This window comes from Pseudomonas sp. UME65, assembly GCF_014170225.1.
In the GTDB taxonomy this organism is placed as follows: Bacteria; Pseudomonadota; Gammaproteobacteria; order Pseudomonadales; family Pseudomonadaceae; genus Aquipseudomonas; species Aquipseudomonas protegens.
On sequence record NZ_LZZQ01000016.1, the window covers coordinates 117,993 to 138,386 of the forward strand.

Genomic DNA, 20,394 nt, shown 5'->3' on the forward strand with positions numbered 1-20,394 from the left:
GGGGCAGGGGCGACACCCTGCACCCCAAAGATGAATTTTCCGTGACATCCGTTCGGTCGCGCCTCGCGCCAACGGCCTATCCCCTAAAGCAGTGACGCGCGCCCTGGGCCCTACAAGCGTCGCGCTCCCGTGGGCGTCATAACAAAGGATGAGTAGTAATGGTTCGCTGCAAACCACCGGTCAAATCCCCCGCGCTGCGCCCTGATGGCGAGTTGCCGATCCTGCGGCTCAAGCCCCTGGCCCAGGCCATCGCCCTGCTGATGGTGGCGGGCAGTGCCCATGGCGCCACGGCCTTCAGTTCCGGCTGGTTCGCCGACAAGGGCGCGTCCCAGGCCGCCACCGCCGCGCGCACCAACGGCCAGGTTCCGGGGATCCCGCCGCTGTCCCAGCAGACCCGCGCCAACCAGCAGTTGCAGCGCTCCCTGAGCAACCTCAATTCCAGCGTTGCCGCCATCGCCGCCCAGCAAGCGGCCCAGGCTGCCGCACGCCAGGCCGCATTCGGCACGGTGAGCACCATTCCCGATGGCCTCGGCGAAGGCGGGCTGAAGGTCGACAACAGCCTGACCCAGGGTTGGCTCAATGCCAAAGGGCCGGTGCAGAGCCAGTCCGGCGGCAAGACCACGGTGACCATCGAGCAGACCGCCGACAAGGCCATTCTCAACTGGGAGACCTTCAACGTCGGGCGCAACACCACCGTCGACTTCCAGCAGCAGTCCAACTGGGCGCTGTTGAACAAGGTCAACGACCCCAATGGACGGCCCAGTGAAATCCAGGGCCAGATCAAGGGCGCCGGTACGGTGATGATCATGAACCGCAACGGGGTGATCTTTACCGGCACCAGCCAGGTCAATGTGCGCAACCTGGTGGCGGCCGCAGCCACCATCAGCGACGAGCAGTTCACCCAGCGCGGGCTCTATGTGGACGCCAACGGCACCCAGCCGACCTTCAGCGATGCCCTGGGCAAGGTCCAGGTGCAGCGTGGCGCGCTGATCCAGACCCACCCGGCGGCCACCTCCACCGAATCCGGCGGCTATGCCTTGCTGCTGGGCTCGGAAGTGGAGAACGCCGGCACCATCGTCACTGCCAAGGGCCAGACCACCCTGGCGGCCGGCGACAGCTTCTACATCCGCCGCGGGGTCGGCACCAGCGGCAACCAGCACTCCACCACCCGGGGCAATGAAGTTGCCACTTCGCTGAAGGCCGGCAGCAGCGCCGGCAAGGTCAGCAACAGCGGCCTGATCATGGCCTCCACGGGCGACATCACCCTCACCGGGCACCAGGTGGCGCAGAACGGCGTGGCCCTGGCCAGCACTTCGGTGGACACCCGCGGCACCATCCATTTGCTCAACTCCGCCAGCGACAGCACCGGCAGCGTGACCCTGGGGCAGGGCAGCACCACCGCAATCCTTCTGGACAGCAGTGGCAGCAGCGCTCTGGACAGCCAGCGCAACAACGGCCTGATCAACCTCGACGGCACCCCGACCAACCTGATCACCGGCCAGTTCAACAACCTCAGCAGCGTGGCCGACCGCAGCGACCAGTCCCGGGTGGAGATCGTCAGCGGCGGCACCGTGGATTTCCAGGACGGCTCCATCACCCTGGCCACCGGTGGCCAGGTGGCGGTCAGTGCCGGGCAGCGCAGCCTGGTGCGCGATGGCGCGGTGATCGATGTGGCCGGCGCCGTCGGGGTCAAGGTGGCGATGGAGTCCAACAACATCAAGATCAACGTCCAGGGCAACGAGCAGCGCGATTCGGCGGGCAACCGCGACAGCGGCCAGTTGATCAACAACGACGTCTGGGTCGACCTGCGCGAGCTGGTGTTCGTCCCGGCGGGCACCAACGGCTACGCCACCGATCGCTGGTACACCGCCGGCGGCCTGCTGGAAGTGGGCGGCTACCTGGGCACCCAGGGCCACAACATCGGCGAGTGGATGGCCCAGGGCGGTACCCTGACCTTCACCGGCAAGGACGTGGTGACCCAGTCCGGCGCCCAGTTGAACCTCTCCGGCGGCACCGTCGATGTGCAGGGCGGCTACATCCAGCAGACCTGGCTCAAGGGCGCCGACGGGCGCTTGTACGAGCTCTCCAGGGCGCCGGGGGACCTGCTCTACACCGGCATCTACAAGGGCTATGTGGACAGCAGCCCGCGCTGGGGCCGCACCGATTACTACTACAACCCGCTGATCGCCCAGCAGCGCCGCTACGAGGCCGGCTACAGCGTCGGCCGCGACGCCGGCAAGCTGGTGATCGGCACCAGCAACGCCGTGCTCGAAGGCCAGCTGGTGAGCGAAGTGTTCAAGGGCGACCGCCAGACCCAGGCGCCGAACATCAACCTCGACGGCTACCAGCAATCGCACAAGGCCGCGGCCCAGCGCGCGCAACTGATCATTGGCAACTACACGCCGATCTACAACAAGGCCAGCGGCACCCTGCGCTACGCCCTGAGCCCCAGCGTGGACAAGGTGCTGATCGAGGCCAACCAGCAGAAGATCGCCGACGGCCTGGACCTCGCCACAGCCCTGCCGGCCAACCGCCAGGGCCAGCTGGTGCTGGACAGCGACCAGCTCAACGGCTTCCAGCTGGGGGCGATCAAGGTCGGCGCCAGGCAGCAGGTCCAGGTCAACGGCGCGCTGAAGGTGGCCGATGGCGGCGACATCACCCTGTTCGGGCCAGAGGTCAAGATCAACGCCAACCTCACCGCCCACGGTGGCAGCATCAACGCCGGCAACGTGCTGAACCAGGTGGATGTGAACCGCAACTTCGTGGTCGGCGATGTGATCCTCGCGCCCACCGGCGGCGCCCAGGCCCGAGTCGATGTGGCCAGCGGGGTCAAGCTGGATGCCAGCGGGCGCTGGAACAACCTGGCCCTGGACCCCTCGGACAGCAGCGGCCTGGCCTTTATCAACGGGGGCAAGGTGTCGCTGCGCAGCAGCGGCGACCTCAACCTGGCCAACGGCACCCTGGTGGATGCCAGCTCCGGCGCCAGCATTGCCTATGACGGCAAGACCAGCGGTGGCAAGGGCGGCGACGTGACACTGGCCGCCGACGGCAAGCTCGACCTCGATGGCGAGCTGCGCGGGTATGGGGTCAACGGCGGCGGCACCCTGGCCCTGCAGGCGCACAAGGTGCTGATTGGCGCCCATGATCCGGCCCCCGAGGCCGGCACCCTGCAACTGGCCGGGGATTTCTTCAACAAGGGCTTCGGTGCCTATGACATCACCGGCAACGAAGGGCTGACCGTGGCCGAGGGCGCCCAGGTCGAGGTCAACATGCCGGTCTACCGCTTCGGGGCCCAGGCCAGCAGCAGTGCCACTGGCAGCGACCCGGCCACGGTGCTGGAGCGCTGGTTGCCGCAGCTGTACCAGCAGGATGCAACCAGGGGCGTGCTGACCCAGCGCCGTGGCGCCGGCCTGACCCTGAGCGCCGGCAATCAGTACTCCACGGCCGCCCAGTTGGCCACCACGGCGCTGAGCGTGGGGCAGGGCGCGGTGATCAGTGTCGACCCGGGGCAGGCCATCAACCTGCGCAGCGTCGGCCAGTTGACCCTGAACGGCACGCTCAATGCCTGGGGCGGCAGCGTCAGTCTGGGCGGCCTGACGGTGGCCAGTTCCGAGGCCGCCAATGCCGCCGGTCACGGGCGCTCGATCTGGGTCGGCGAGCAGGCGGTGATTGATGTGGCGGCGCGGGCGGTGAGCGCCGTGGACAACCGTGGCCGCCGTTACGGCCAGGTGCGCAATGGCGGCAAGATCGCCATCGGCGGCGAGATCGACCTGGCCACCGGTATCGCCAAGGCCAGCGACCTGTTTGTGGTGGTGCGCGAGGGGGCGCGTCTCGACGCTTCCGGCGCCCAGGCGGCCCTGGACATTCCCGGCCAGGGCCGGGTGCAGGTGGCCAGCAACGGTGGCAGCATCAGCTTCGCGTCCAACAACGGCCTGTACCTGGACGGCAGCTTCGTCGCCCGGGCCGGAGGCGCTGGCGCTGCAGGGGGTACTTTGTCCCTGGCCCTGGAAAGCCCGTACTACATCAAGAACGCGGTCAGTGACCGGGTGCTCAAGGCCCGGGAACTGGTGCTCAGCCAGACCCACCAGGGCAGTGCGCTGCCCGCGAGCGCCGACGCCGCAGCCGCCAGCCTGGAGTATGGCCACGGCCGCCTCGGGGTGGATCAAGTCACCGCCGGCGGCTTCGACAACCTGGCACTGCTGAGCAACGGCCTGTTGAGCTTCGATGGCGATGTGTCGCTGAACATGGGCCAGAGCCTGCGCCTGTACAGCGGCGCCCTGAACCTCAGCGACAGCGCCGCGGCCAATAGCCGGGTCGACCTGTCGGCACCCTACCTGCTGCTGGCGGGCATCCTCGCGCCGCTGGAAGCCAAGGACCAGTACGTGCGTCCGGTCTCCACCGGCACGCCGTCGCAACAGGCCACCCAGGCGCAGTTCAATGCCAGCGGCAACCTGATCGATGTGCGTGGCAACGTGGTGTTCGGCAGCAAGGGCACGTTGCGCCAGGCCGACAACAGCCTGCTGAGCGTCGAGCGCCGCGGGTTCGACCATGTGCAACTGACCAGCCAGGGCGACCTGCGCTTTCTCGCCGGGGCCGGGGCCGATGTGATCGCCAAGGGCATCAGCACCCAGTTGCTGACCCAGGGCGACATGACCCTGCGGGCCGCGCAGTTGTACCCGGGCACCGAGGTCGGGGCCCGGGTGATTGCCGGCTACCTCAACGATATTTCCGGCACCAGCATCAACTTCGACCCCACGCGCACCCTGACCATCGGCCGCACCGGCCATGGCGAGGCGCCTGTGCCGTACTCGGCCTTCGGCCGCTTGCAGCTGGGCGCGGCCAACATCCAGCAGGGCGGGGTGGTCCGTGCACCCCTGGGGCTGATCGAGATCGGCAACCTGGGCGCGAGCAAGGTCGAGCTGCTGCCCGGCAGCCTGACTTCGGTCAGCGGCAAGGGCCTGGTACTGCCTTACGGCGGCACCGTCGATGGCCAGGTCTACAAGTACAACGGCAAGACCGTGACCTTCCTCGGCCAGGGCGCCCTGGTGAATGAGAACAGCGACCTGAGCGTCGGGGTGATCCTGGGCGGCAAGTCGGTGCAGGTACAGCCCGATGCCACTGTGGACCTGTCCGGCGGTGGCGAACTGCTGGGCGCCGGGTTCATTTCCGGGCGCGGCGGCTCCACCGATGCGCGCTACAGCCCGCTGGTGCAGATCGGCGCCAACGGCAGCTTCATCCTCCCGGGCCTGGGCAGCAACCCGATCTACGCCATCGTGCCCGGGGTGCAGCCGGGCTATGCGCCGGTGGCACCGGAGGGCGGCGCGGTGGACCCGCTGATCGGCCAGCAGATCACCATCGGCGCCGGGGTTCCGGGGCTGGCGGCGGGCACCTACACCCTGATGCCGTCCACCTATGCGCTGATGCCGGGGGCCTTTCGCGTCGAGATCAACGGCCTGGCCGGGCTCGGCACCGAAGGCGCGACCCAGCCGTTGCGCAATGGCTCCTGGTCCACCGCCGGGCGCCTGTCGATCGCCCATACCGGGATCAGCAACAGCGTCGCCAGCCAGTTGATCCTGACCTCGGCCGACACCCTGCGCCGCTATTCCCAGTACAACGAAACCGGCTATGCCCAGTTCGCCCTGGCCGATGCCGCCAAGCTCGGGGTGCCACGGCCGATGCTGCCGGTGGACGCCAAGACCCTGAAGCTGGCCCTGGAGCCGGGGGCCGGTGCGGATGCCTTCTCGTTCAAGGGCATTGGCCGTTTCGATGCCGCTGCGGGGGGCTATGGCGGCACCGTCGCGGTGTTGAACATGGGCAGTGGCAACATCGAAGTGGTGGCGGCCGGCAAGTCGGCCACCCAGGGTTTCAACGGCGTTACCCTGGATGCCGACAGCCTCAACGCCATGGGCGCAGCGCGCCTGATGCTGGGCGGCCTGACGCTGGTCAAGTACGGCCAGGGCGGCAACTACATCACCGTGGCCGAAGGCGTGAACACGCCCAAGGGCTCGATCACCTTGCGCGAGGGCGCCACCCTGGCCGCGCCGGAAGTGTTCCTGGTGAGCAACACCGGCGAGATCGTCCTGGAGCAGGGCGCCTCGATCAATACCCTGGGCCGAGGCAAGGCCAGCTATGACGCCCGTGACGGTTTCACCTACCAGGTGGCCAATATGCTGGCGGTGTCCAACGGCCTGCTCAACGTGATCAGCAAGGCCCAGGCCGGCGGACAGACCAGCGGTGGCATCCGGCTTGGGGTGTGCGCCAGCGCGCCGTGCAGCGGGCAGACCGCACTGTATTCCGATGGCAGCCTCGTTGCCTTGACCGACAACGCCTTCGAGCTGGGTGACCAGGTGCGCTACGGCACCCGCCACCTGAACCTGGGCCTGAACAACATCAACGTCGGCAGCCCGGAGGCGCTGGCGGCAGCGGCGGCGGGCAATCGCCTGCCCAGCGGCATGACCCTGACCCAGCAACTGCTCGACCGCCTGCTGCGCGGCGATACCCAGTTCGGCGCCCCGGCCCTGGAGACCTTGCAGCTCTCGGCCCGGGACGGCTTCAACTTCTACGGCAGCGCCAGCCTGGACACCTACGACCCGGCGACCGGCAAGTCGCTGCTGAGCAACCTGATGCTCTCCACCCCGGCGATCTACGGTGCCGGGGGCGCCAATGATGTGGCCAGCATCCACACCGCCAACCTGATCTGGCAGGGTTCCGAGACCCCGGCAGGCGCGGTGGTGGCCGGCGGTGCCGGAACCGGCAGCGGCCGCCTGCAAATCAATGCCGAACGCATCGAGTTCGGCTACGGGGCCTTTGCCCAGCCCAGCACCACCAAGAGTTTCGACCGCCTGGCCCTGGGTTTTGCCAACGTCGACCTCAATGCCAGCCAGCGCATTACCGCCAACCACAAGGGCAGCCTGTCGGTCTACCAGAGCCAGGGCGCCTTCGATCCGCTCAAGGGGTTTGCCTACAGCGGCGGCAACCTGAATATCCTCACCCCACTGATGACCGGCGAGGCCGGCTCGGTGAACCGCATCACCGCTGGCGGCGCCATGGATATCGGCGCCTCGGCCGGCCCTCGTGGCCAGGCCAATGGCCAGGGCGCGGAACTGTCTCTGCAGGGCGACAGCATCCGCCTGGCCAGTGCCGTGGTGCTGCCCAGCGGCAAGGTAACCCTGGGGGCCCGGGGTGATGTCAGCCTGACCGATGCGGCGCTGATCGATGTGGCCGGCCGCACCATCGCCTTCAATGACCTGAGCAAATACGGCGCCGGCGGCGAAGTGCTGCTGCAGAGCGCTACCGGCAATGTGCTGCAGGCCATGGGCTCGACCATCGACCTTTCGGCCACCCATAACCAGGCCGGCAAGCTGCGGGCGGTGGCGCTGGACAGTGCGGCCGGACGGGTAGACCTGGCGGGCAAGGTCCTTGGCGGCAGCAGCGGCTACTACGATGCCGGCGGCACCCTGGTGCCGTTCCTCGGCGCCACGGTGGAAATCCAGGCCCAGCACCTGGGCAGCAGCGGCACCCTGGACGAGCAGTTCGCCGCCCTCAACCAGCGCCTGAACCAGGGCCAGGTCTTTGGCGCACGCAGCTTCCAGCTCAAGCAGGGCGACCTGACCATCGGCGACGGGGTCAGGGCCAGCACCGTCAACGTCTCGGTGGACAACGGCAGCCTGCGGGTTACCGGGCGAGTGGACGCCAGCGGCGAACGGGTCGGCAGTATCAACCTGGCGGCCGGCAAGGGCCTGACCCTGGACGGCAGCGCGGTGCTCGATGCCCACGGCAGCAAGCTGCGGGTGGACAGCTACGGCAAGATCATCGACTCACCGAACCGCGCCAGCGTGGTGCTCAGCTCGGGCCAGGGCCGCCTGACCCTGGCCGACGGTGCGCGTATCGACCTGCGCCACGGCACCGACGTAGCTGTGGGCAGCGCGGCGGGGCAGAACGACGGTCGCAGCCGCGGCACCCTGGAGCTGAACGCGCCGCGCCTCGTCCAGGCGGACCAGAGCAGCAACGACATCGACATCGATGCCCGCGGCCCGCTGGATATCCAGGGCGCGCGCTCGATTGCGGTCAACGGCATGCTGCGCTACGACGATGCTCCGGAAAAAACCGACGCCACCGCCAGCGGCCGCCCTTACCAGGAAATCACCCAGGCCTACCTGGATGCCAAGCATGCCCAGAGCACGGCCTTTATCAACGCGGCCCTGCAAAACAGCGACCTGCTGCAGAACAAGCTGGCCGGCCTGAACAACGCCGGCTATGCCGACGCCTTCCATCTGCGGCCCGGGGTCGAGATCGTCAGCAAGAGCGCAGACGGCGACCTGGTGGTGCAGGGCGACCTGGACCTGTCGGGCTATCGCTATGCCAGCCTCAACCCCCACAGCCAGAAGACCTCGGTCTACGGTTCCGGCGAGGTCGGCAGCCTGACCCTGCGCGCCGGGGGCGACCTGAATGTCTATGGCAGCATCAACGACGGCTTCGCGCCGCCGCCTGCCACCGTGGACGACAAGGGCTGGGTGCTGCTGCCGGGCGTGGACTTCACCGGCGGCACTATCATCGTGCCGGGCAACGGCGTGACCCTGGCCGACGGCACCGCCTTCCCGGCGGGCAGCACCCTCAACTACGACCTGCCGATCAAGGGGCTGACCGTGGCCGCGGGCACGCGCCTGCCGGTCACGGCGACCCTGGACCAGACCCTGGTACTGCCGGCGGGTACGGTACTGGCGGCGGCGATTCGCGATGCCTCGGGCAACCTGCTGTTCGCCGCCGGCACCCTGCTCGCCGAGCCCCGGACCCTGGTCGCCGGCACCCGTCTGGAGGCCGGGACGCTGTTGACCCAGGGCACCCAGCTGCGGTCCATGACCTGGCCCAAGGGCGTGCCGCTGCCGCAAGTACACCTGGCCAATGTGAACAACAACATCGTCATGCTCGACGGCAGCAAGACCCTGCCCAAGGGCGGGCTGATCCCGGCCGGCACCAACGTCAAGCTGCCGAGCGGCGTCGACTCGGTGCAGTTGCGGCCCGAAGACGTCGGGCGCCAGGGCAAGCTCTGGGCCATTGCGCCGATGCTTGCCGAAGGCTCGCAATCCTGGTCCCTGCGCCTGGTGGCCGGGGCCGATACCAGCGCAGCTGACAGCCGCATCGTGCAGGCCAACCCACGCAGCGGTGACTTGCATCTGGCGGACAGCCATTACGGGATGTTCGCCAAGGAACTGCCCAGCCAGGTGGTGCGGACCTGGACCCAGGTGGCGGTGGATGACCTGGCCGGCGTAGGGATAGTGGTCAAGGCCGGTGATCCGATCGACGAACAACTGCTGGTGGATCTGGGGCAGACCTCGATCGAGCAGTTCTGTGCCGACAGCCCGGCCTATTGCGCGATCAAGGCCAGCTACGCCTGGACCCAGCTGGCGGTGGACGAGCTGGCGGGCGCCGGGGTGGTGGTCAAGGCCGGCGATCCGATCGATGAGCAACTCCTGCTGGACCTGGGGCAGTCGTCCGTCGCGGCCTTCTGTGAAGAGTCGCCCGCCTTCTGCATGGCCCTGGACAGCAAGACCTATGGCGCAACGCCGTCCAGCAGTCGCTTCAGCGTGATCCGCACCGGCACCGGCGACCTTGAACTGCTCAGCGCCGGCAACCTGAGCATGGACTCGCTGTACGGGGTCTACACCGCCGGTACTTCCTCCACGGCGACGACGGCCGGCGATCCCTACAACCAGCCACGGGCCCTGGGAACGGGAGCCACGGTGCTCAATGACCCGGGCAGTTACTTCGAACAGTTCGTCAATGGCAGCGGCACCAGCCTGTACCGCGCCTGGTACCCGGAGGCGGGGGGCAACCTGCGGGTCAGTGCCGGTGGCGACCTGACCGGCAATATCAGCAGTACCGCCAACGACAGCCGTGCCTGGCCCAACCCCAAGGACAACGGCCAGGACTCGGCCGAAGTGGGCAACTGGCTGTGGCGTCAGGGCAGCGGCGATGTCGCCACCGGCGGTTCGGCGCAACCCGTTGCCTGGTGGATCAACTTCGGCACCTATGCGGCCAACGGCAGCGCCGACCGGATGCTGGGCTTTACCGGGTTCGGCACCCTGGGCGGCGGCAACCTGGAGCTGAATGTCGGCGGTGACGCGGGCATCCTCCAGCGCCTGACGGACAGCGCCGGCGCCTCCACCGTGGCGCCCCGCAGCCAGGGGCTGGTGCTGGCCGTGGGCAGTACCGGCCGGGTCGCCAGCGATGGCAGCCTGCAACTGACCGGCGGTGGCGACCTGCGGGTGAACATTGCGGGCGCCTTGAACCCGGCCAGCAACCTGGTCATCGAGCATCGCAACGGGGTGGTGGTCAACCTGCGTGGCAGCAGCCATTTGCAGAGTGCCTCCCTGGGCAGCATCGACCTGCACTATGGCGGCACCGCCGTTGACCACAACCCCAGCGAAGCCCGGGCCTTCGACCCGTTGCGCGCCACCCGTGGCCTGGCCCAGGGCGGCCTGACCCTGGTGCCCGGCGATGCCACCTTCAACCTGCAGAGCCGCGGCGACCTGGTGGTGCAGAACGTCGAGGACCCGGGCCGGGTCCGCCAGTTCAACACCGCGCTCTTCAGCCGTGGCAGCCAGCAAGGCAGCGGCCGGAGCTGGTTCACCCTGTGGACCGAGCGTACCGCCATCGACCTGATGTCCCTGGGCGGCAACCTGACCCCGCTCACCAGCCCTGGCAGCACCGATCTGGCGGTGGTCTATCCGTCGATCCTCAGGGCCGTGGCAGCCAGCGGCAGCCTTTACTATGGCAAGGCCGCCAGCGCGCAAGTCGGCGACCTCAACTACCGGGTGCCGCTGTTCCTGGCGCCGGGCGCCGCAGGGCAGTTGCAGTTCCTGGCCCAGGACTCGATCTACGCGGGCGGTTTCACCGTCAGCCAGTCGGGCGCCGCGGCCGCTTCGGTGGCCACGCCCTGGCGTCCGGCATTTGTCGGCAGCATCGAGGGTGAGGTGGTGGCCAGCAACCTGTCGGTCAACGGCAACCCGGTCATCGGCTCGATCCTGCCGTTGTTCGCCTTCGGTTCCGGCAGCGTCTCCGGGCTGGTTGCCGGCCCGGCCGATCCGGCGCGTTTCTATGCGGTGAACGGCGACCTGATGGGGGTAAACAGCGGCCGGATCATCACCTTCGGCCAGGCGGCCTCACAGTTGCACTCGGGGCAGACCTGGTACGAGGGCAGCCGCCCGGTGTGGATGATGGCCGGGCGCGATATCGTCAGCAGTGGCCGGACCTTCGGCGTCGAGGACCCGGTCAATGGCTCGACCTCCCAGGGCAACCTGTTCGTGCACAACAACCCCAGCGACATCTCCGTCGTCAGCGCCGGGCGCGACATCCTCTACAGCAACTTCAACGTCGCCGGCCCCGGCACCCTGGAACTGACCGCGGGGCGCAACATCCTCATGGAGGACAAGGTCAGCGTCACCAGCATCGGTGCCGTGGCGCCGGGGGACCGCCGGCCCGGGGCGAGCATCGTGATGCAGGCCGGGTTCGGCCCCAACGGCCCGGACTACCGGCGCTTCGTCGAGGCTTACCTGGACCCGGCCAACCTCGCCCAGCCGGGCGAAAGCCTGTCGGGCGCCCGGGTGGCCAAGACCTACGAGGGCGAACTGCTGGACTGGCTGGCCGAGCGCTTCGGCTTTGTCGGCGACAGCGCCCAGGCCCGGGCCTATTACGCGGCCCTGCCCGCGGAACAACAGCGGGTGTTTGCCCGGAATGTGTATTTTGCCGAGCTCAAGGCCGCCGGCCGCGAGTACACCGAGGAAGGCGGCATGCGCCAGGGCAGCTATGCCCGTGGCCGTGCGGCGATTGCCGGGCTGTTCCCGAGCACCGACGTGGCGGGCAACCCGATCACCTACCAGGGCGATATCACCCTGTTCGGCGGTGCCGGGGTGCACACCGACTTTGGCGGCAACATCCAGATGCTGACCCCGGGCGGCAACCAGACCTTCGGCATCGAAGGCACGGCGCCACCGGCCTCGGCGGGGATCATCACCCAGGGCGCGGGGGACATCCAACTGTACTCCCTGGGCAGCATCCTGCTGGGCCAGAGCCGGATCATGACCACCTTCGGCGGCTCGATCATGGGCTGGTCGGCGGCGGGCGACATCAACGCCGGCCGCGGTTCCAAGACCACCGTGGTCTATACACCGCCCAAGCGGGTCTACGACAACTGGGGCAACGTCAGCCTGTCGCCGTCGGTGCCCAGCACCGGGGCGGGGATCGCCACTCTCAACCCGATACCGGAAGTGGCGGCCGGCGACATCGACCTGATCGCGCCCCTGGGCACCATCGATGCCGGCGAGGCGGGGATCCGGGTCTCGGGCAACGTCAACATCGCCGCTTTGCGGGTGGTCAACGCGGCGAACATCCAGACCCAGGGCAAGTCCAGCGGGGTGCCGGTCACGGCGGCGGTCAACACCGGCGCCATGACCTCGGCCAGCGCCGCCGGCTCCGCCGCGTCCCAGGCCGCGGAAGATGCCGCCCGCAACCAGCAGGCGGCGGCCAAGCAGGGCCGGGCGTCCATCGTCACCGTGGAAGTGCTGGGCTTTGGTAGCGAACCGGTGCAACGCCCCCGTGAAGACGCCAGCCGCGCCCCGGGCTACAACCCCGACAGCCCGGTGCAGGTGCTGGGCGCCGGGCCCTTGAGCGACCAGGCCCGGGCGCGCCTGACCGATGAGGAGCGCGGGCAACTGACGCTGTAGGTTCTCTCGTGGTAGCAAGGCTTGGGGGGCGATCGTCGATCGCCCCCTTTTTTTTTGGGAGCAGGGGAGGTGCTATTCCAGGAAGGAATGCAATGAATAAAAACAATGAATTTTAATTATCAAACCGCAGGGCCTAGCCTGTCCCGATCCTTTGAATGGAGCCCTGCCATGACCTCATCTTCGGTAAACCCGGCTGAAAAATTCGACCGCTCGCGAGCCGACGAATACGCCCGCCAGAGCCGTATCGCCCTGGCGGGATACGACGCCTGCCATGACCTTGCCGCCTGCATATTGGCGGCCAGCCTGGGCGAGGGGCGTGCGGCTCACATCCTGGCCGTGGGGGCCGGTGGCACGGCCCAGGAGATTATCGCCATGGCTTCCCTGGAACCGGGCTGGCGCTTTACCGCTGTAGACCCCTCGGCACCGATGCTGGAGACAGCGCGCCAGCAGTTGCAGGCGCAGGGTTTGCTGGAGAGGACCGAAGTGCGTCTGGCCACGGTGGACGAACTGGCGGCGGACGAACCCTTCGACGGGGCCACGCTGATCGGCGTGCTGCACCATCTGCCCGGTGATGAAGCCAAGCGGCAACTGCTGCGGGCCATCGCCCGGCGCCTCAAGCCCGGCGCACCGCTGATCGTCGCCGGCAATCACTACGCCTACGCCAGCCAGCCCCTGCTGCTGGCGGCCTGGGGGCAACGCTGGCGCCAGCAGGGCGCGACGGCGGATGAGGTACACGCCAAACTGGGGAAAATCCTTCAGGGCGCCGACCCGCCCCATTCCGAGGCGGCGGTGCAACGGTTGCTCGAAGAGGGCGGTTTCAGCGCGGGAACACGTTTCTTCAGCAGCCTGTTCTGGGGCGCCTGGCTGAGCCGCAAGAGTCGCTGAGGGGCCGCTCGAACATGCCTGGCACGCCTTCAGGCCGGCAAGTTCCACAAGGTCATCACTCATGGAGTGTCGCCGCATGCCGGGCCAGCCCGCGAGGCCGGTATCGCCTTTGAGCATCTGCTGTGCATGAGCAATGTGCCGCCACTGGCGGCCTCGCCCCCCTGTCGGGCAGCCCAGGCGCAGATTGCCGCGCGCCTGGGCATCAATGATCACGCGCCGGTCCTGCTCCTGGCCTGTTCCAGGTTGGCCGCGCCCAGCCAGTAGAACAGCCCGCCGGCGACTATGAACGCTCCCAGCATGTAGAAGATCCAGTGCGCCGGGTGGCTGGCCAGGAGCATGCCGCAGAGTATCGGGCCCAGTGCGCCGCCGAGGTTGGAGAGGTTCTGCGCGCCGTAATACAGGCCTCGCAGGTGTTCGGGGGCGATCAGGTCGATGAACATGTACTCGGCGGGAAATACGATGATTTCCCCCAGGGTGAACACCACCATCGACAGCACCCACAGCGCCAGGCTGGTGGCCAGGCCGAAGCCGCTGACCCCCAGCAGGAACAGGCCCAGCCCCAGCGCCAGCCAGCGGCTCAGGTGGCGCTGGGTAATCCTGCGGCCGATGGCGTATTGCAGGGCGATCACCAGCAGCGCATTGGTCGCCACCAGGGTGCTGATGATGCGATAGGTGGCCTGGGCCGAGGTGGTGACCACCAGGTACTGCGACAGGTACGCCGAGAACTGGCCAAAGACCACGGCGCTGAGCAGGCCGCCCAGGGTGAAGCACACCAGGCGGTAATCCCTTAGCAGCTGTTTGCCCAGGGCCGCGAAGGATAGCGGCGCTGGCGTCGGGCCGGCGGCGTTCAGCTGTCTGTCGCCCCAGCGCATATGGATCGCCAGGAACCCGGCGCCCAGGGCGGCGGAGATCAGGAACGGCAGGCTGATGTCCAGGCGCGCCAGCCCGGCGCCGAGGAACGGGCCCACGGCGTAGCCGATATTGGTCAGGGTGTATTTGATCGAGAAGGCTTCGCTGCGCTGTTCCACCGACAGGCGCTGGGCAAAGCCGGCCTTGATCGCGATGTCGATCACCGCATAGGCCAGGTTGACCAGCACCAGGCACAGGTAGAACAGCCACAGCTGGTGTGCACCGAAGGCGCCGATGAAGCCCAGGGTGAACAGCGCGCAGCAGGCCAGGATCAGCCGGTAGCTGGGCGTGCGGTCCACCAGGAAACCACCGTAGAGGCTCAGCAGCGAGCCGAGGATCATGCTGCTGCCGATCACCAGGCCGATGTCGCTCACTTGCAGGCCGAAAGCACTGCTCAGGTAGATCACCAGGTAGGGCAGGGTGATTGCCCGGGCCAGGGTCAGCACCAGGGTGCCGGCCAGCAGCAGGTTGATTGCTTTCGGGTAGCTTTTCAGGGTGCGCAGCATCCGTGCCTCATCGGTCTGTAACGGCGTTTTTGAGAATGGCAGCCAGCTTACTGGGGAATCTGGTTCTGTTTTATGATGTTTTTTACCCAGTGAATGGAATCAGATTCATGAATAAGAGGCGCCGATGTTTTCTTCCGAACGCTTGAAGGGGATCGATGTATTTGTCTGCGTGGCCGACTGCGGCAGCTTCAAGGCCGCCGCCGAACGGCTCAACCTTACGGCTTCCGCCGTCAGCAAGGCCATCGCCCGGCTGGAAGGGCGCCTGCAGGCGCGGCTGTTCCAGCGCACCACCCGCAGCCTGGCGCTGACCGACGCGGGCACGGCCTTCTACCGCACCTGCAGCGGGGTGCTGGCAGACCTGGAAGAGGCCGAGCTGGCGCTGAACGCGGAAAATTCCGAGCTGCGGGGGCGGGTGCGCATCGACCTGCCCGGGACCTTCGGCCGCTCCCAGGTGCTGGGCGCCGTCCTGCGCTTTGCCCGGGAGCATCCGGGCTTGCAGCCGCACATCACCTTTTCCGATCCCGGTGTCGAGCCGCTTGAAGCCGGTGCGGACATCGCCGTGCGCCTTGGCGGCTCGGGGCAGTGGCCGGCGGCGCTGGGGCACCGCTGCCTGGGCCGCGAATGGCACCTGTTCTGCGCCTCGCCCGACTACCTGCGCAGCCATGGCGTGCCGCTGACCGACCAGGACCTTGAGCGCCATCAGTGCATTGCCTATGGCTGGGTGGATGGCCGGGTCAGCCCCTGGAACTTCGCCAGCGGCCGCCCGGGCGAGAGTGAGCGCCGGGTGATGTCCGCCAGTTGCGTGGTGGGCGATGGCGAGGGGCTGTTGATGGCGGTGCAGCAAGGCTATGGCATTGCGCAACTGCCTTCCTGGCTGGTCAAGCGCCAGTTGGAGGACGGAAGTCTGGTGGAGGTGCTGCCGCAATGGGCCAGCGAAGGGCAGGCGATCCATCTGCTGTGGCTGAAAAGCCGGCAGGGGTTGCCCAAGGTCAGTGCATTGCTGGAGATGCTGGAACGGAATCTGCGGGGATAACGATGAGAAAAAATGGCAGGGGCGGCTGGATTCGAACCAACGCATGGCAGGATCAAAACCTGCTGCCTTACCGCTTGGCGACGCCCCTGTAGCTGTTGCGACGTTACTTGCCTGAACTGCCGGCCCGGGGAGGGCCGCTGCAAGAACGGGCGCAAATTTATCAACTTATGTGCCGGCTGTGAAGCCCCCCATGCAAAAAAATGAGTTTGAAAACAGCTGCTTAGTCTTTTTCAGGGCGATTTTATCCGTCCCGGGGTTCAAGGGACCAGGTAGCCGGGCTGTGAATCCTTCAGCGGCCGGGCCATGTCCAGTGCGCGGCGGATGGCCCGCAACTCCGCCCCTTCAAGGGCGCGCCGGCCAAATTGATAGTCGTCGCCCCCCGGGCCCAGGTGCACCGAAAGCAGCCCGAACAGCTGCTCGCCCACTGCTTCGATGAACATTTCCATATAGCTTTCGTAACGGCCGTAGGCGCACAGGTAGATCAGCCCCTGGACCTCGGCGCGCTCGCACTCGTGAATGTCATCCCAGGTCAGGCAACTGCCCTGTTCGCCACTGATCAGCGGCAGGTGCCAGGCGTTCGGTGCGAGCAGTTGGGCGCGCAGGGCCTCCGGTAGCGGCTGGCAGGACAGCACCTGGAAGCGGTACCTGAGCCTGCCGTGGTGGTTGGCATGCCGTGGCGCGGGCGGCTCGGCGGCCGGGCCGGTGATCCGCACGTGCAGCAGGTGGCTCAGGGCGATTTCCGAAGGTTGCTCGTTCCAGCCATTGAGGTCCGCCAGCGGCGGGCACCAGATCAGTTGCAGGGTTTCACCGAGCACGATGCCGTCCTGGCGTTGGAAGAAGGCTGAGCTTTGCTCGCCCACCACTGGCAGCAGATCGCGCAGCTGCAAGGTCGGCGCGCCGTAGTCGATGCCAAGGTCGGTGGACCAGAACAGGGGGGGGCAGGTTCTCAGGGTTGCCGGCATGGACGGGAGCCTGTGATGGGGAGGGGGAGGATTCTTCGGTAACTGGCGCCGGATGTCACCTCTGTCTGACTCAATCGGCTACATCCGCTGGCTCAATGTGACCGTGACAGCCCGCTGCCGCGCACTAGTATAGGGAGCCTTGGGCAAGACCTATAAGAACAGCAGAAGGACACACACGCATGCGACGCTGGAACGGCTGGGGGGATGCATCCACGGTGGTCGAATTGCCGGCCCAGGGCGCGGGGTTTCTCGCCGAGCGCCTGGGGCCGGGACGCAGGTTGCCGGAGGCGACCCTGGAGCAGGCCCTGGCCCGGGTGCCGGCATCGCGCCTGCAAGCCCATGACTTGTACAGCATCAGCGCCGAGGACCGGCTGCTGCACGCCCGCGGCCAGAGCCTGGCGGACTGGCTGGCGCTGCGCGAGGGCGAGCTGGGGGCCTACCCGGACGCCGTGGCGTTCCCGGAAACCGCCGAACAGATCCGCCAGTTGCTGGCCCTGGCCGAGGACCGCGACCTGTGCCTGATTCCCTACGGCGGGGGCACTTCGGTGGCCGGGCACATCAACCCCGGCTGGTCCGAGCGGCCGGTGCTGACGGTGTCCCTGGCGCGCATGAGCCGCCTGCTGGACCTGGACGAAGACAGCCTGCTGGCGACCTTCGGTCCCGGGGCCAGCGGCCCTCAGGTGGAAAGCCAGCTGCGGGCCCGGGGCTACACCCTGGGGCACTTTCCCCAGTCCTGGGAGCTGTCGACACTGGGCGGCTGGGTCGCCAGCCGTTCCAGCGGCCAGCAGTCGTTGCGCTACGGGCGCATCGAGCAGCTGTTCGCCGGCGGCACCCTGGAAACCTTTGCCGGGCCAATGCCCATCGCCACCTTTCCGGCGTCCGCCGCCGGGCCGGACCTGCGCGAGGTGGTGCTGGGCAGCGAAGGGCGCTTCGGGATCATTTCCGAGGTCAAGGTGCGGGTCAGCCGCCTGCCCGATGACGAACGTTTCTACGGGGTGTTCCTACCCGACTGGCAGCAGGCCCTGCAAGCGGTGCGCGCCCTGGCCCAGGCCCGGGTGCCGCTGTCGATGCTACGCCTGTCCAATGCCCTGGAGACCGAAACCCAGCTGGCCCTGGCCGGCCACCCGACGCAGATCGCCTGGCTGGAAAAGTACCTGGCCTTGCGCGGCGCCGGGGCGGGCAAGTGCCTGTTGACCTTCGGCGTGACCGGCAACCGCCGGCAGAATGCCCTGTCCCTGCGCCAGGCGCGCCAGCACCTGAAGGCTTTCGGCGGGGTGTTCACCGGCACCCTGCTGGGCAAGAAATGGGCGCAGAACCGCTTTCGCTTTCCCTACCTGCGCGAAAGCCTGTGGAACGCCGGCTACCTGGTGGACACCCTGGAGACCGCCACTGACTGGAGCAATGTCGACCGCCTGCTGCAACGCATCGAGCAGAGCCTGCGTGACGGCCTGGCCGCCGAGGGCGAGCAGGTGCATGTGTTCACCCACCTGTCCCATGTCTATGGCGAAGGGTCGAGCATCTACACCACCTACGTGTTCCGCCCGGATGCCCAGTACCCGGCGACCCTGGCCCGTTGGCAGGCGCTCAAGCACGCTGCCAGCCAGACCATCGTCAACCACCGCGGCACCATCAGCCACCAGCACGGCGTGGGCAAGGACCATGCGCCGTACCTGCTGCGGGAGAAGGGCCCGCTGGCCATCGATGCGCTGCAGGCCCTGAGCCGCCACTTCGACCCGGCCGGGCGCCTCAACCCCGGCACCCTTTTGGAGCCCCGTGAACCATGAGCCAGGACTGGAATGCCCAATGGCGCCAACAGGCGCTGCCCGGGCTGGCGGCGCAAGCCTGGGACCTGATCGTGATCGGCGGCGGCATCAGCGGCGCCGGCATCCTGCGCGAAGCGGCGCGGCGCGGCTGGCGCTGCCTGCTGCTGGAACAGCGAGACTTTGCCTGGGGCACCTCCAGCCGCTCCTCGAAGATGGTCCATGGCGGCTTGCGCTATATCGCCAAGGGCCAGTGGCGCCTGACCCGGGATTCGGTGCGCGAGCGCCAGCGCCTGTTGCAGGAGGCCCCGGGGCTGGTGGAGCCCATGAGCTTCCTGATGCCCCATTACCGCGGCAAGTTTCCCGGGCCCAGGGTGTTCGGCGGCCTGCTGAGTGTGTATGACGCCCTGGCCGGGCGGCGCAACCATCGCTTCCACGATGCCCGGCAGCTGGCTTTCCTGGCCCCCGGGGTCAAGGAGCCGGGGCTGTTGGGGGGGACCAGTTTTCTCGACGCCCTGACCGACGATGCGCGGCTGGTGATGCGCGTGCTGGCCGAGGCCCGGGCCGATGGCGCCCAAGTGTTCAACGGCGTTCGGGTCACCCGCCTTTTGCGCGAGAAAGGGCGGGTCTGCGGGGTGCAGATCGAGGACAGCGAAGGCGGGCAGCCGCAGCAGGTGCGCTGCGCGGCCCTGGCGGTCGCTACCGGCGCCTGGGCCGAGCGCTTGCGCCCGGCTGACCGCGTGCGCCAGCTGCGGCCCTTGCGCGGCAGCCATCTGCTGCTGCCGGGCTGGCGCTTGCCGGTGGCCCAGGCCTTCAGCTTCATGCATGCCGAGGATGGCCGGCCGGTGTTCGTCTTCCCCTGGGAGGGCGCCACCGTGGTCGGCACCACCGACCTGGATCACCGCGATGACCTGGACCAGAGCGCCAGCATCAGCCAGGAAGAGCTTGAGTACCTGCTGGCCGCCTGTGCCCAGCAGTTTCCCCAGGCCCTGATCACTGCCGGCGACGTGCTGTCGACCTGGGCCGGGGTGCGCCCGGTGGTGGCCAGCAGCGACGGCCAGCAGGGCAAGCCTTCCAATGAAACCCGCGAGCATGTGCTGTGGCAGGAACCCGGCTGCGTGACCCTGGCCGGCGGCAAGCTCACCACCTTCCGGCCCCAGGCCATCGAAGTGCTGCAGGCCTGCGGAGCGATGCTCGGGCGTGAAGTGGTGGACGACGGCGCCCCGGTCTTCACGCCTGTGGCGCCCCTGGAGATCCCCGGCCTGAGCGGCGCCCAGGTGCGGCGCCTGGCTGGCCGCCACGGCCGCCATCTGCCGCGGCTGGCGCAGTGGGTGGCGACCCTGGGCGGCGATTGCGTCGGCGCCAGCGACACCCTGTGGGCCGAGCTGGCGTTTGCCGCCGAGGCGGAAATGGTCCTGCACCTGGACGACCTGCTGCTGCGCCGTACCCGCATCGGCCTGCTGCTGGCCGAGGGCGCCGCCCAGTACCTGCCGGCCATCCGCCGCCTGTGCCAGCCGCAGCTGGGCTGGGACGACGAGCGCTGGCAGGCCGAGGAACAGCGCTACCGGGCCCTGTGGCAACGCCATCACAGCCTGCCGCCACTCGCCTAACGATGCT

General features: G+C 68.0%; 7 protein-coding genes and 1 tRNA gene. 5 read left to right on the forward strand and 3 right to left on the reverse strand.

Going from position 1 to position 20,394, the window contains the following annotated elements; genetic code table 11:
* Nucleotides 1-158: 158 nt before the first annotated feature.
* Nucleotides 159-12,722: a filamentous haemagglutinin family protein gene (locus A9971_RS25885; protein ID WP_182999878.1), complete on the forward strand. Its 12,564-nt coding sequence runs from the start codon at nt 159-161 to the stop codon at nt 12,720-12,722.
* Nucleotides 12,723-12,890: 168 nt separating this feature from the next.
* Nucleotides 12,891-13,607, forward strand: a complete 717-nt coding sequence (locus tag A9971_RS25890) for a class I SAM-dependent methyltransferase (RefSeq protein WP_182999879.1) — start codon at nt 12,891-12,893, stop codon at nt 13,605-13,607.
* 209 nt (nt 13,608-13,816) lie between these two features.
* Here the strand turns inward: A9971_RS25890 and A9971_RS25895 are convergent, their stop codons facing one another.
* Entirely contained in the window at nt 13,817-15,022 is a 1,206-nt protein-coding gene (locus tag A9971_RS25895; RefSeq protein ID WP_182999880.1) for an MFS transporter, read from the reverse strand.
* A gap of 124 nt (nt 15,023-15,146) precedes the next feature.
* On the opposite strand from A9971_RS25895, the gene A9971_RS25900 reads away from it, so the two are divergent.
* A complete protein-coding gene (locus A9971_RS25900) occupies nt 15,147-16,055 on the forward strand; it encodes a LysR family transcriptional regulator (protein WP_011061057.1) in 909 nt (302 codons plus the stop codon).
* A gap of 13 nt (nt 16,056-16,068) precedes the next feature.
* Here A9971_RS25900 and A9971_RS25905 read toward each other — a convergent pair.
* Nucleotides 16,069-16,143, reverse strand: a tRNA-Gln gene (locus tag A9971_RS25905).
* Nucleotides 16,144-16,312: 169 nt separating this feature from the next.
* Complete coding sequence (locus tag A9971_RS25910; protein WP_182999881.1) at nt 16,313-17,017, reverse strand: hypothetical protein; 705 nt, start codon at nt 17,015-17,017, stop codon at nt 16,313-16,315.
* A gap of 179 nt (nt 17,018-17,196) precedes the next feature.
* On the opposite strand from A9971_RS25910, the gene A9971_RS25915 reads away from it, so the two are divergent.
* Both A9971_RS25915 and A9971_RS25920 read left to right on the forward strand, forming a co-directional pair.
* A complete protein-coding gene (locus tag A9971_RS25915) occupies nt 17,197-18,801 on the forward strand; it encodes an FAD-binding oxidoreductase (protein WP_011061059.1) in 1,605 nt (534 codons plus the stop codon).
* A complete protein-coding gene (locus A9971_RS25920) occupies nt 18,798-20,387 on the forward strand; it encodes a glycerol-3-phosphate dehydrogenase/oxidase (protein ID WP_182999882.1) in 1,590 nt (529 codons plus the stop codon). The genes A9971_RS25915 and A9971_RS25920 overlap by 4 nt, the downstream gene beginning before the upstream one ends.
* Nucleotides 20,388-20,394 lie beyond the last annotated feature (7 nt).